Raw genomic sequence first — 11,743 nt, 5'->3', positions numbered from 1 at the left:
GGAGGTTTTCATGAGCACCCAGAAGGTCGCGGTCGTCACCGGCGCCTCGCAGGGCATCGGCGCTGCCGTGGTCGAGGCGTACCGCAAGCTCGGCTACGCCGTCGTCGCGAACTCGCGGTCCATCACCCCGTCGGGCGACGCCGGGATCCTGGCCGTCGCGGGCGACATCGCCGACCCGGTCGTCGGCGCTCGCGTGATCGACCAGGCCCTGGCGACGTTCGGCCGCGTCGACACGCTGGTGAACAACGCCGGCGTCTTCGTGGCCAAGCCGTTCACCGAGTACACCGCGGCGGACTTCGACTCCGTGACCGGCGTCAACCTGCGCGGCTTCTTCGAGGTCACCCAGCGTGCGATCGCCGCGATGCTGGAGGTCGGCGGCGGGCACGTCGTCAACGTCACGACCAGCCTGACCGACCACGCGAACAGCGCGGTCCCGTCGGCGCTGGCGTCGCTGACCAAGGGCGGCTTGAACTCGGTGACGAAGTCCCTGGCCATCGAGTACGCGGCGCGCGGCGTGCGCGTGAACGCCGTGTCGCCGGGCATCATCCGCACCCCGATGCACCCGGCGTCGACGCACGACGCGCTCGCGGGCCTGCACCCGGTCGGCCGGATGGGCGACACGAGCGACATCGTCGACGCGGTCGTGTACCTGGAGGGCGCACCGTTCGTGACCGGCGAGATCCTGCACGTCGACGGCGGCCAGAGCGCGGGACACTGAGCACCATGGACATCCTCACCGGCGTATTGGACGCCTGGAAGTCGGCGGTCGACGCCCACGACCCGAAGCGCGTGGCGGCATCGTTCACCGAAGACGCGATCTTCCAGGGCCTGCACCCGTACAGCGTGGGCCGCGACGACGTGGCCGCGTACTACGACTCCCAGCCGCTGGGCATGACGGCGGAGTACCGGATCGTGGAGACCCGCCGCCTGGCCGACGAAGTGATCCTCGGGTACGCGAGCGTCGACTTCGCGTTCACGGACCGGGAGACGATTTCGGTGCACCTGAGCGTGATCGTCCGCCGGGTGGGCGACGCTTGGCTGATCGCCCACTACCAGGTTTCGAGGCTCTGAATGGAGTTCCTGGTCGACATGAGGACGACGGTCCCACCGGGCACGTCCGACGAAGAGGTGGCGGACACCCGCCGTCGCGAGGGCGTGCGGAGCAGGGAACTGGCGGCCCTGGGCCACATCCGGCGGTTGTGGAAGCCGCCGGAGGGGCCGGGGGAGTGGCACACGATCGGGTTGTTCGCTGCCGGTGATGAGGAGGAGCTGCGGCAGGTGCTCGAGTCGATGCCGTTGCACGCGTGGATGGCGGTGACGGTGACGCCGTTGAAGCCGCACCCGAGCGACCCGGGCCGGTCCTAGCCGCGCCGGATTGTGCTGCGGTCCCAGCGGTTCAAGGCGGATGTTACTGGCCGTAGGAGAAACGGAGATCGGCGAACAGCAGTTGGTTGAGCCGTCGCCTAAGGTGTCCGGTCTTGCTCTGGTCGGGGGCTTCGTCGGGGGTGAGCAAGGTGAATCTCAGCAAGGTCCCTCCGTCGGAGGAGGCCGTGAGTGCGAAATGGATCTGGTCATTTGGCCGGCTCGGCCACAGCGATGACCACACTGCCAGGCTGGGCTTCTCCGCGGTCAGGACTCGGGGATCGACCTCGTCGGCCAGCAAACGGAGCCACGGACGAGTTCCTGGCCGGCGAGGCTCCACGAGCGAGTCCCAGACGACAGACGGAGGTGCCGGCAGTGTGCGCGCCCGCGAACCGATCTCGATCACACGAGCAGAGTATGTCGATTAACCACCAAGCACACATTCAATTCGGCATGCGAGGACGCCGTGGAGGAAACTGGCCGAGTGTCGAGCAGTGAACGAAGGGATCGGGCGGCCATGCACCGTGCCGCGGTCGAAGGAGTGGCGGCCTACCTTGCCGATGAGGACGCGGACGTCTACAACATCACCGACGCCGCGGTCCGGGAGGACGCGGTGGGAGCAGTACTGAATCTGACCGCGCTGGCGGCAGCAGCTGTCACAGCCCTCGCCGAGGCGACAGGCCTTACGTCAAGCGAGGCCCTACGCTCCATCGACCGAGCAGGCGTCGACGACATATCGCGCCGGCCGCCGCCGGCCCATTAGGGAACACAACGCCTGTGACACCGGAGTCCCGTCCGATGGGTGACTCCCATAGCCTGTCGCCGTGGTTTCGAAGGGGTGGGCCGTCAAGGTCGTGGAGCGGCATCTGGCCGGATGGTCGGCGCAGGGCGGCTCGACGATGGTGGTCACGGACGTCGGCCGCACCGGCTGGGTTGGGTGATCAGCAGCCAAAGCGAGCGCTACCTGCTCACCCGCGAAATCACGGACGCGGCGGTGGGCCGCGGGTCGTTCCTGGTCGATGGAGTGGACGGCAGCCTGCACGAGGTCCATGCGACCGCTGATGTCGAGAACGGTGAGTGGATCGAGGAGTACCTCGAGCGGGTTCGGGGGATCGAACGTGATGATCCGTTGCGGTCTCGGATCGCTGGGTTGATCGATTCCGATCAGCGTCTCGAGGCGCTCCGACTTGTACGGACTTCCGCGCCCGATCTAGCAGCGCGCGAGGCCAAATAGTACGTCGAGGCTGTGGCAGCAGGTGTGCCGGTTCGTGAACACCTCCGTGCACGCTTGCCTCGCTCGCCGGTCGGGCGCACCGTATGTCGGCGATTGTCCGGCCCGAACCCCGAGCCGGGTGCGTGAGCACTGAGTCCTGCCGGCGTGGACGGCCTGATCTGCAGTACGTCTGCGACTCCGACGATCAGTCGTAGTGCTTCAGGGACGGCCAGAGCTGAGCCCAGGTGCCGTGCGGTTGCCGGCACTCGTAGATCGCGGCGTGCTGGTCGGTCTCCTGGTTCGCGACACCATTCGGCATCGTGATCGGCTCGAGGCGGCGCACGTCCGACCAGAATCGCTGCAAGTAAGGGAGTTTGAACTCGCCGACGCACAGCACGGTGTCCGGGGTGCCGGCCGGTGGCCCCCAGTCGCTGTACGCGTTCTGGCCGCTGAAGACCGGATTGGCCGGCCCGTCGAGGATCGTGAGCGCGCCGGCTTCGCCGTAGTTGCTGGTGAGAATCGGGGTGCCGGCGGGCAATCCGGCCGCCGCGGTCTTGACCTGGTCGACGAATTCGGGCCAGCCGACGGTCTCCATGACCGTCGGGTTGAGCACCCGCACCGAGTTCTCGGCCCGGGGCGGCAGGATCGGGTACCCGATCAGGATCGCGATCAGTCCGGACACGACGATGACGGCCGGCCAGCGGAGCCGCGTCCGGGTGGTTGCCTCCGCGCGCACCGCGCCGGCCGCGAACAGCGCGATCAGCGCGGGTGCCGGGTAGTACGGCTTGCCGCCCCCGGCGGTGAACACGACGATCGCCGTCGCGACGACCACCAACGCCCACCGGTGGCGGGGTTCCCGGCCGAGCCGGCGGACCCCGAGCACGCACAGCACGACCAGCGGCGGGCCCGCCAGCAGCGGCAGCAGGGGCAACTGCGCCAGCGCGCCGAGCGGCCCGCCGGTCCGGTCGCCGAGTACCTGCGCCATCGCCAGGTTCGGCCAGCCGTGCCGCGCGTCCCACACCACGTTCGGGACGGCCAGCAGGCAGGCCACGGCACCGGCGAGCCACGGGCCGGGCGTGCGCAGCGCGTCCCGGTGCCACACCAGCAGGCCGATCGCCACGCCCAGCAGCAGCACGGCCACCGTGTCCTTGTTCTCCAGGCCGATGCCCCCGATCAGCCCGGCCGCCGACCACGCCGCGGTGGTGCGCAACCGCAGCGCCCGGGCGACGGCGACGAACATCGCGGCCCAGATCAGCTGATCGGTCACGGTCGTGCCGAACAGCACCGACGCCGCGACGAACGCCACGCTCGCCGCGGTCGCGCCGGCGGCGATCGCCTGGGCCCGTGCGCCGCCCCCGAACTCGGCGGCCAGCTTGGCGCCGAGCAGGACGCAGCCGGCCTGGCAGGCGATCGCGAGCACCCGCAGCGGCAGCACACCGCCGGGCAGCGCGGCGGCCCACCGCGCGAGCAGCGGGGTCAGCGGCGGCTGGTCGACGTAGCCCCAGGCCGGGTGCCGGCCGGTGATCACGTAGTAGAACTCGTCGCGGTGCCAGCCGTACCGGGTGGCCACCACGAGGTGCACCACGACCGCCACGGCGGCGATGGCCACCACCGGTCGCCAGGCCAGCTTCGGCTGCCGGGCGGGATCCACGGTCGTGACCAGTGCGCCGGTGTCACTCACGAGTCCTCCAGGAAGGCGCTGGTCAGGAGGTGGTGGACGGTCGCCCGGCACTGGTCGTCGGTCAGCATCGCGGAATCGGGGTCGCCCAGCCGGTGCCAGGCGAACCAGGCCACGGTTTCGGCGATGAAGCGGGCGGCCGTGGGCACATCGGGCACGTCCCGGAGGTGCCCGGACCGGATGCGCTTGCGCAGATAGCCGCTCAGCGCGTCGAAATGACCCCGGCGGCGCTGCACGAACCAGAACTGGAACATTTCGGGCAGTTCGCGGGCGCACTGCGCGACGAGCGCGAGGACGTCCCGGTTGCCTTCGATGAAAGCGTAGAGCTCGTCGACGATCTCGCCGAACTCCTCGCGGACCGAGCGCACCTGCCGCCGGGCCGTCGCGGCGGCCAGCTTCGGAAACCCCTCGGCCTCGGTCCACCGCCGAGCGAGCGCGACGATCTCGTCCTCGGACGACAGGCGCACCGGGGTGTCGAGGCCGTCCAGCAGCTCCGGCCCGATCGCCCAGGCCAGGGCGACGTAGAGCAGCGCTTCCTTGCTCTGGACGTAGGTGTAGAGCGCGCCGTGGCTGAGGCCGAGCGCTTTCGACACGTCGGAGATGCCGGTTTCGCGGTAACCGCGCTGGGTGAACACCTGCGCGGCCGCCGCGGCGATGTCCGCCAGCGACCGCGTGGCCACTCGTCCTGCCATGGGTGCGACTATTTCCTAACTGACTCAGTCAGTCAAGTATCATCGGGTCAGGGCGAGCAGTTCGTCGACCGCCGGCCCCGAACGGCCATTTCCGAGGTGTGCGACGGCGAACATCGGCGCGATCACCCGGCTCCAGGCGTACAACCTGTCCCCGTCGAGCCCGGATGCGGTCGCCACCAGCCGGCACCGGGCCTCGACACCCTCGTGCCCGGCACCGGACACCACGTAGTCGACCGCGTCGAAGCACGGATCACCCCAGCACGCCTTCGGATCGATCGCGACCAGACCCCGGGACGGACCGCCGTCGAGGGCGTTGCCGAGGTGCAGATCGCCGTGCAGCAACACGATCCCGGCCTGGGTGTCCAGCAACGCCTCGTAGCGCCGGATCGCCCGCTGCCACGTGCGCCGGTCGATCCGCGCGCCGATGGCCGGTTCGGACAGTCTCCGGCCGATGCGGGCGAAGGCCTCGTCGCACCGGCCGCGCAGGTCACGCGGCCAGTGCGCGGGCTGGGGCACGGCGTGCAGGGCGGCGAGCAACTCTCCCCACCGGTGCGGCAACGACTCCGGTGACAGGTCCCCGGCCTCGGTGCCGGGCCGGATCTCCTCCAGCGCCATCGCCCCCGCTTCCGCGTCGGCGGCAAGCACGGCCGGTACCCGGCCCGAAGGCGCGAACACGCGCAGCATCTCCGCCTGCGCGGTCAGCAGTGCCCGGTCCGGACTGAGCTTGAGCACCGCCGGCGTTCCGTCTCGCCAGCGGCAGCGCATGACGACGGAGGACGCCCCGCTCGCGAACAGCTCACCGAGCCCGAATCCCCATTCCGACGCCAGCCGCGCGGCGAGGGCCGGGACTTCCGCGAGCCACTTCACGGCTCCGGGCCCGAAACGATCCACCACCGGCGCGCCGGCTTCTTCGATGTCCATCCCGGCAGTCTCTCGCGAGAGCCTCAGACGGTGAGGACGACCTTGCCCCGCAGGTGGCCGCGCTCGATCAGGCGGTGTGCGTCGGCGATGCGGTCGAACGGGAACGTCTCCTGCACGTGGACCCGCAGCTTGCCCTGGTCGACAAGGTCGACGAGACCGCGCAGCGCGACCGGATCGGGGTCGACCGCGATGCCGCTGAAGCGCATGCCCGCGGCCTCGAACTTGGCCGCGAGCTCAGTGTCCTCCTCGGCGACCGCCGTCACCAGATGGCCTCCCGGGCGGAGCACCCCGAGCGACCTCTCGACGGTGTCACCGCCGATGGTGTCGAGCACGACGTCGATGTCGCGGACCGTCTCGGTGAAGTCGGCCGCCGTGTAGTCGATCACCTCGTCGGCGCCGAACCCCTCGACGAACTCCCGCTTGCTCCCGCCCGCGGTCGTGATCACGTGCGCGCCCAGCGCTTTCGCGAGCTGGATCGCGACGTGGCCGACTCCGCCACCGCCGCCGTGGATCAGGACGCGGTCGCCCTCGGTCACGCCGCCGAGGTCGACCAGGCCCTGCCACGCCGTCAGCCCGACGACCGGCAACGCCGACGCCTCGACGTGCGAGAGCGAAGCCGGCTTGTGCGCCAGGTGCAAGGCAGGCGCCGCCACGACCTCGGCGTACGCGCTCGCCGCCCGTGGGAACAGCGGCATCCCGAACACCTCGTCGCCGGGCCGGAACCGCCATGTCTGTGGCGCCTCCTCGACGACGCCGCTGATGTCCCAGCCGAGGACGAACGGCGGCGGGCCGAGCAACGGGAATTCGCCCGCGCGCAGGCGCGGTTCCAGGGGGTTCAGCCCGATCGCCTCGACGCGGACGAGGACCTCGGCCGGCAGGGCGCGGGGCTCGGGCGCGTCCACGATGGTGAGGACCTCGGGGCCCCCGAACGTGTGCTGGGTGATGATTCGCATGACACCGACGATGATCGCCGCGACGCGCCCGTACCACCGTTGTCGCGCCAGGAAATCCCGATAACCCGCCACACCCGGGGACTCGTGAACGCGGGCTAGGGTGCAGGGCATGACCGAACTTGCCCACGAGCCGGTCTTCTCGACCGGCGATTCGGCGGTCTGCGAGCCCCTGGCCCACGGCGAGGACGTCGCCGCGCACTTCCACGACTTCGGTCAGCTCAGGTACGCCGCCTCGGGGGCACTGGTCACCACGACCGACGTCGGGACCTGGGTGGCGCCGGCGAACCGCATCACCTGGGTGCCCCCGTTCTCCGTGCACAGCAGCCGTTCGCACGGCGAGACCCACATCCGGCTGCTCCGCGTTCCGGCGGCACTGGCCGGGCACCTGCCACCCGAGCCGTCGGTGTTCGTCGCCAGCGCGCTGATGCGCGAGGCCTACCTGGCGCTGCTCGACGACCGCGAACCGGACGACAGCCCTCGCGGCCGTCTGCTGCTCGACGTCGTCCTCTCGGAACTCGCCCGGTCCGAACAGGAACCACTGCGCCTCCCGGAGCCGGGCGACGCTCGCCTCAAGGCCGTCACCGACCTGCTGCACGCCGACCCGGCCGGCCCGGCGACGCTGGCCGAGCTGGGCCGCCGCACCGGTTCGAGCGAACGAACCCTCAGCCGCCTGTTCGGCAGCGAACTGTCGATGAGCTTTCACCAGTGGCGCACGCTGCTGCGCATCCAGCGGGCCGTGCTCGAACTCTGCGCGGGCACCTCGGTCACCGACACGGCGATGCGGCTGGGCTGGGCGAACCCGAGCAGCTTCATCGACGCGTTCACCGATCTCGTCGGGCAGACTCCCGGACGCTACCGAGCCGCGGCGCGCGGCTAGCGGCAGTGCGGCGGGTTGGTCTGAGAACTCAGTGCTCGACGTCGTCTTCGTGCACGGGCTCGACGGCGACGCCCGCAAGAGCTGGTCAGCCCGGACCCGAGGCACCGTAGGCACCGCCGGGGTGCATCAGGTTCCCGGCGGCGTGCGCACGTGCCGGTGCCCGCTGCCGGGGAAGGCCGGCGGTGCGGCCGGTAGCAGGTCGTACAGGACGTAGCCGCAGTTCTCCGCCACCCGGCAGGAGGCCGGGTTGTCCTCCGCGTGCAGCAAGTCGAGGCGGGTCAACCGGACGAGGTGCTGCGTGTGAAGTGCCCACCGCGACGCGGTCTCCAGGGCACGCGCGGCGATGCCGCGCCCCCGGACCTGGGCCGCCGTCCAGTAGCCGACCTCGGCGACACCAGCTGTCCCCACCTTCACCACCACGTGGCCGAAGGGTGCGTAGTCGTCGTCATCGGCCACCACCGCGAAACTGAACCGTGTCGCGGAGTCCCAGCCCGCGGCCTGTGCGTCCAGCCACCGCCGGGCATCGGCTCCGCCGGCCAAGGAGGTGGCCAGCCAGCGGCGCAGCGCCGGATCGCGATGCGCCGCGACCAGCGCCGGCAGGTCGTCCGGCCGCCATGGCCGCAGCCGTAAGGCGGCTTCGGACTCGGTCTGCGGTACGGACAGGATGATCGTCACGGTCGTTCATTCTGCGCTGTCGAGGTGACTCGCCTGAGTTCCTTGATTCTTCTCGGTGGCGACGGCGGAGGCGGACACCAGCGTCGCGGCGGTGAGGCTGCCCCAGAGAGCAGCCGAGCCGTGAGCGGCGAGAGCCGTGATGACCGCCGGGGAAACGGCGAGGCCGAAGCCCGTGGAGAGCTGGAAGCGGGCCAGGGCGCGCCCCAGGACCGGGGTCGGGGCGAGGGCTGTGACGAGCGCCGTGGCGCTGCCCGCGTAGATGATCTCGCCGATCGTGCAGACCACCGACACCGCGGCGACGGCCGGGGGACCCCAGCCGGCTCCCAGCGACGTGGCCGCGAGGAAGCCGAGGTAGGACGCCGCGAGCACCACGCCGCCGAGCGCCAGCACGGTCCGGCGGGCGAAGCGGGACAGCAGGACGGTGACCGGCACCTGCAGGGTGACCACCAGCACCGTGTTCGCCACGAAGATCGCCGCCGACCACACCGGGGACGCGTGCATCTGCGTCACCAGGACCAGCGGCACCGCGATCTCGGGGACGTTGAGGCAGAAGACGTAGATCACGTTGGCGGCCAGCAGCGCGCGCATCCGGGGTGCGGGCTCGTCGACCGCGGCCGGGGCGGCGGCCGGCTGCGCGTGCACGTGGACCGACCACGCCAAGGCCGCCGCGGTGAGGTAGGCGAGCCCGGTGACGGCCGCCAGCACCTGTAACGCGGTGGTGCCGCCCGCCAGGCATGCGGTGGCGATGAGCGCACCCACGCCCAGGCCGGCGTTGCGCAGCGCGCGGCCGCCCGCGAGCGCGGCGTCGCGTTCGCGCCCGTGGGCGACCGTGGCCACCAAGGCCGCGTGGGCCGCCGGCCACGCCTGGTTGCCGATGCCGAGGAAGAGCGACGCCGTCGTGAACAGCCCGACGTGCTCCGCCGGGGCGGCCAGCAGGAGCACCACGCCCAGGACCCGGACGAGCATCGACGCCGCCACGACCGTGCTGCGCGCGCCCCGGTCCAGCCACCGGCCCACCGCGGGCATGCACACCAGCCCCACGACGACGCCGACCGTCATGGCGATGCCGGTGACCGACGCGGACAGCCGCAGCACCGTCACCCCGTAGAGGAGCAGGAAGGGCCGCAGCATCCCGGTGCCGAGCGCGTCCACGACCAGCGCGACGGCGTAGCGGGGGCCGCCGGACGCCCGGACGAGGACGCGGGGCCGGATCTTGGTGGGGGTTGCCATGGCGTCCACGGTGCGGGCGGCCGCCCGGCTTGCCACGTCGATTGACGGACACCGTCAATCGACGCGGTCCTCGGCCGTCCGACCAGCGATGATGGGGGCGTGACGTTGAGGATCGACATCGGCGGCCTGCCGGCCGGGCGGCTGCGGTTCGCGGTTTCGCCGCTGGCCGAGCTGACCGCGATGCTGCACGTGCTGGCCGAACCCGGGCATCACCCGCAGCTCGCCGGCTGGGCCGCGGACGTCTGGGCCGGGCTGCGGCCGGAGCTGGCCGAGCGGCTCCGGGAGGCGGAGTTCCTCTGGCGTTCCTCGCGAGCCGACTTCCTGGTCCCCGCTCGTCCCCGGCCGACGCTGGCCGAGGAACTGGACGACGTGGACCGGATCGACGACGAGACCTATGTGACCGCCGCGCTCATCACCACGTGCGGCAGCAACCGGGTCCACTTCGGCACACCGTCACCGCTCGCCGACGCGACGGCGCGTGAGCGGGCCCTGGACCTCGCCCAGGCCCGCGGCGCGCTCCAGGAGGCCTTCGCGGAACGGCTGCTCGCGGATCCCGCCGCTGTGCGGGCGCGGGTGCGGGACACCCTCGAACAGTGCGCCGAGGCCTTCTTCGACGCCGCTTGGACGGGCGTCGCCGGGCAGCTCGCCACCGACCTGCGCCTCAAGGACGACCTGCTGAAGCGCCAGGGCCTCGGGGCGGCACTCGCGTCGGTCTCCGGCGCCGTGGCCCTGGCGCCCGACGGCGCCTGCATCGTCGTGGACAAGCTGCAGGACAACGCGACCACCGCTCACGGCACCGGGGTCACCTTCCTCCCCAGCGTCTTCGGCCGCCCGCACCTGGTGGCGGTCCACGCGCCCGGGTGGCAGCCGGTGGTGCAGTACCCCGTCGCCGAGGCGAGTGTGCCGGAGCCGGTGTCGCTGGAGACGGTCACGCTGCGGCTGGAGGCGCTGGCGCACCCGGTCCGGCTGCGGCTGCTGCGCACCCTGGCCCGCGGCCCGCACACCACCGGCGAGCTGGCGCACGCCTGGGCGCTTTCGCCCCCGGAGGTGTCCCGCCACCTCGCCGTCCTGCGCCGCGCGGGCCTGCTCACGACCCGGCGGCAGGGCCGGTACGTCCGCTACACCGTCAACCTGCCCGACCTGACGGCGTTGGGGTCCGACCTGCTGGCGGCCGTCCTGCGCTGATCCGGGCGGTTACTGCCCGGCCGCCGCCATGACCGGGTGCCACGGCGTGGCGTCGAAGATCAACGTGATGGCTTCGATCTTCCCGTCCCGCAACCGGAAGTGCTCGGCCGTGCGCTGGGTGCCGACCGGGGTCGCCGTGTGCACGTCGTACACCAGGGTGGCCTCCGATTCGCCGTAGAGCTCGCTCAGCATGTCGACGCCGGTGACCACGCTGACGAACCCGCCGAGGCCGGCGAGGTGGCCGCGGGCGTCGTCGGAGCTGATCATCGGGCTGCGGAAGGTGAACGTGCCGGCGAGCTGGGCGGCCGCGGCAGGCACGTCGCCGGCGAAGCGGGCTCGGGAATAGGCCTGGACAGTCTCACGGGTGGTCATCGGTCCTCCAGGTAGCGGGAGAGGTGCTGCTGGTTCTCGGCGAGACGCAGGCATAGGTGGCGCAGCTGGGTCGTTTCGGCGGCGGTGAAGCCGCGGAAGAGCGCGGCCATGGCCAGCTGTGACGGACGGCGGAACTCCTCGAGCCACGTCCGGCCGTCGTCGGTGATCCGGACGAGCACCGATCGCCGGTCGCGCGGGTCGGGGACGCGCACCGCGTGCCCGGCGCGCTCGAGGGTGTCGACCAGGCCGGTGACGTTGCGCGAGCTGACCCCGGCGGACGCGGCGAGGTCCTTGATGTTCGCTTCCGCCGTGCTCAGCCGGATGAGGATGTCGAGGGCGCCCGGGCTGAGGCCGCGGCTGTCGGTGCCGTGGGCCCGCAGCTGGTCCAGGCTCCGCGCGGCCACGCGCACCGCCGCGGCGGCTTCGAGCACGCCGGTGTCCTCGCCGCGGGTGAACCCGGCCAGCGCGCCGCGGGTGTCGGGGGAGTAGAGCAGGTCGTCCGGGTCGCGAGCGAATACGTCGTTCATAGTGAAGTACTACATTAGTACGTACTTCCGTATTCGTGTCAAGATCATGTCCGTCCGC

16 protein-coding genes are annotated in these 11,743 nt (G+C 71.5%); 7 read left to right on the top strand and 9 right to left on the bottom strand.

Going from position 1 to position 11,743, the window contains the following annotated elements:
• Nucleotides 1–10: 10 nt before the first annotated feature.
• The 3 genes from QQ657_RS12475 to QQ657_RS12465 are packed head-to-tail and all read left to right on the top strand — an operon-like array spanning nt 11 to nt 1,365.
• On the top strand, nt 11–718 hold the full coding sequence (locus QQ657_RS12475; protein ID WP_284742250.1) for an SDR family NAD(P)-dependent oxidoreductase: 708 nt from the start codon (nt 11–13) through the stop codon (nt 716–718).
• Nucleotides 719–723: 5 nt separating this feature from the next.
• A complete protein-coding gene (locus tag QQ657_RS12470) occupies nt 724–1,071 on the top strand; it encodes an SgcJ/EcaC family oxidoreductase (RefSeq protein WP_284742249.1) in 348 nt (115 codons plus the stop codon).
• Nucleotides 1,072–1,365 carry a muconolactone Delta-isomerase family protein gene (locus QQ657_RS12465; RefSeq protein WP_284742248.1) on the top strand — a complete coding sequence of 98 codons (294 nt, stop codon included), beginning with the start codon at nt 1,072–1,074 and terminating at the stop codon, nt 1,363–1,365.
• 43 nt (nt 1,366–1,408) lie between these two features.
• On the opposite strand, the gene QQ657_RS12460 is transcribed toward QQ657_RS12465, so the two are convergent.
• A complete protein-coding gene (locus QQ657_RS12460; protein WP_284742247.1) occupies nt 1,409–1,768 on the bottom strand; it encodes an SRPBCC family protein in 360 nt (119 codons plus the stop codon).
• Nucleotides 1,769–1,879: 111 nt separating this feature from the next.
• Between QQ657_RS12460 and QQ657_RS12455 the strand changes: the two genes are divergently transcribed.
• Nucleotides 1,880–2,125 (top strand): hypothetical protein, encoded by a 246-nt coding sequence (locus tag QQ657_RS12455; protein ID WP_284742246.1) that lies wholly within the window; start codon nt 1,880–1,882, stop codon nt 2,123–2,125.
• Between the two features lie 174 nt (nt 2,126–2,299).
• Nucleotides 2,300–2,596 (top strand): hypothetical protein, encoded by a 297-nt coding sequence (locus tag QQ657_RS12450; RefSeq protein ID WP_284742245.1) that lies wholly within the window; start codon nt 2,300–2,302, stop codon nt 2,594–2,596.
• Nucleotides 2,597–2,780: 184 nt separating this feature from the next.
• Here the strand turns inward: QQ657_RS12450 and QQ657_RS12445 are convergent, their stop codons facing one another.
• From QQ657_RS12445 to QQ657_RS12430, 4 genes are read right to left on the bottom strand one after another with little or no spacing between them, the layout of a single operon-like run.
• The gene (locus QQ657_RS12445) at nt 2,781–4,256 is read right to left on the bottom strand and encodes a glycosyltransferase family 39 protein (RefSeq protein WP_284742244.1); all 1,476 of its coding nucleotides are present in this window, start codon (nt 4,254–4,256) and stop codon (nt 2,781–2,783) included.
• Nucleotides 4,253–4,945, bottom strand: coding sequence for a TetR/AcrR family transcriptional regulator (locus tag QQ657_RS12440; RefSeq protein WP_284742243.1), 693 nt, complete (start codon nt 4,943–4,945; stop codon nt 4,253–4,255). The genes QQ657_RS12445 and QQ657_RS12440 overlap by 4 nt, the downstream gene beginning before the upstream one ends.
• Before the next feature lie 39 nt (nt 4,946–4,984).
• Nucleotides 4,985–5,866, bottom strand: coding sequence for an aminoglycoside phosphotransferase family protein (locus QQ657_RS12435; RefSeq protein WP_284742242.1), 882 nt, complete (start codon nt 5,864–5,866; stop codon nt 4,985–4,987).
• 23 nt (nt 5,867–5,889) lie between these two features.
• A complete protein-coding gene (locus QQ657_RS12430; protein ID WP_284742241.1) occupies nt 5,890–6,819 on the bottom strand; it encodes an NADP-dependent oxidoreductase in 930 nt (309 codons plus the stop codon).
• A 109-nt stretch (nt 6,820–6,928) separates the two neighbouring features.
• Between QQ657_RS12430 and QQ657_RS12425 the strand changes: the two genes are divergently transcribed.
• Nucleotides 6,929–7,696 carry an AraC family transcriptional regulator gene (locus tag QQ657_RS12425; RefSeq protein ID WP_284742240.1) on the top strand — a complete coding sequence of 256 codons (768 nt, stop codon included), beginning with the start codon at nt 6,929–6,931 and terminating at the stop codon, nt 7,694–7,696.
• A gap of 126 nt (nt 7,697–7,822) precedes the next feature.
• Here the strand turns inward: QQ657_RS12425 and QQ657_RS12420 are convergent, their stop codons facing one another.
• Nucleotides 7,823–8,371 carry a GNAT family N-acetyltransferase gene (locus tag QQ657_RS12420; RefSeq protein ID WP_284742239.1) on the bottom strand — a complete coding sequence of 183 codons (549 nt, stop codon included), beginning with the start codon at nt 8,369–8,371 and terminating at the stop codon, nt 7,823–7,825.
• 6 nt (nt 8,372–8,377) lie between these two features.
• Nucleotides 8,378–9,601, bottom strand: coding sequence for an MFS transporter (locus QQ657_RS12415; RefSeq protein ID WP_284742238.1), 1,224 nt, complete (start codon nt 9,599–9,601; stop codon nt 8,378–8,380).
• A 99-nt stretch (nt 9,602–9,700) separates the two neighbouring features.
• Here QQ657_RS12415 and QQ657_RS12410 point away from each other — a divergent pair, with 99 nt between their 5' ends.
• Nucleotides 9,701–10,786, top strand: a complete 1,086-nt coding sequence (locus QQ657_RS12410) for a helix-turn-helix domain-containing protein (RefSeq protein WP_284742237.1) — start codon at nt 9,701–9,703, stop codon at nt 10,784–10,786.
• Between the two features lie 9 nt (nt 10,787–10,795).
• Here the strand turns inward: QQ657_RS12410 and QQ657_RS12405 are convergent, their stop codons facing one another.
• Together QQ657_RS12405 and QQ657_RS12400 are read right to left on the bottom strand one after the other, a co-directional pair.
• Nucleotides 10,796–11,158 carry a nuclear transport factor 2-like protein gene (locus QQ657_RS12405; protein ID WP_284742236.1) on the bottom strand — a complete coding sequence of 121 codons (363 nt, stop codon included), beginning with the start codon at nt 11,156–11,158 and terminating at the stop codon, nt 10,796–10,798.
• Nucleotides 11,155–11,685 carry a MarR family winged helix-turn-helix transcriptional regulator gene (locus QQ657_RS12400; protein ID WP_284742235.1) on the bottom strand — a complete coding sequence of 177 codons (531 nt, stop codon included), beginning with the start codon at nt 11,683–11,685 and terminating at the stop codon, nt 11,155–11,157. Before QQ657_RS12400 ends, QQ657_RS12405 begins: the two co-directional genes overlap by 4 nt.
• Nucleotides 11,686–11,743: the final 58 nt, after the last annotated feature.

The organism is Amycolatopsis ponsaeliensis (assembly GCF_030182635.1).
GTDB lineage: Bacteria > Actinomycetota > Actinomycetes > Mycobacteriales > Pseudonocardiaceae > Amycolatopsis > Amycolatopsis ponsaeliensis.
The sequence above is the reverse complement of the archived record's forward strand: the minus strand, read 5'-3'. Positions and strand labels throughout refer to the sequence as shown.